The sequence below is a fragment of the Streptococcus sp. 3167 genome (assembly GCF_013277175.1).
In the GTDB taxonomy this organism is placed as follows: Bacteria; Bacillota; Bacilli; order Lactobacillales; family Streptococcaceae; genus Streptococcus; species Streptococcus pseudopneumoniae.
Window position 1 is genome coordinate 256 of the sequence record NZ_VMML01000104.1, and the last position, 405, is coordinate 660.

Consider the following 405-nt stretch of genomic DNA (forward strand, 5'->3'; position numbering starts at 1 on the left):
CAGCTAGATTATTGGAAAGGACCAGATGCCCGTCTTTCAAAATGGCCTTAAAGGTTTCTTCATACTTGAGACTGTATTCAATTGCCCTTCCTAGTTTTGAACCAGGTAAAACTGACTGACGCCGACACCAAGCAAAGAAGTCTTCCATTAGGGGTTGGAGCTCTTCTTGACGTTTCTGTAGTCGTTCATCAGCTGGCAAAACTTCCCAGTCTCTTTCCAAGGCAAATAACTGGTCACAATAAGCTAAACCTTTAGCTCCTAAGGATGAGTTATCTGCTTGCTTGGGGGTGGATTCAAAAAACTTCCTTCTCACATGCGCCCAACATCCAACAAGTTCAGCTTCTTCCAGTTGACGATAAGCAGACCACATATCACAATGCACATAGCCAGAATAATCTCCTAGGA

At 43.7% G+C, this 405-nt stretch carries 1 pseudogene; it reads right to left on the reverse strand.

The window, feature by feature from the left end:
* Positions 1-405 (reverse strand): annotated as a pseudogene (locus HT678_RS11035) (IS66 family transposase); the annotation flags it as partial.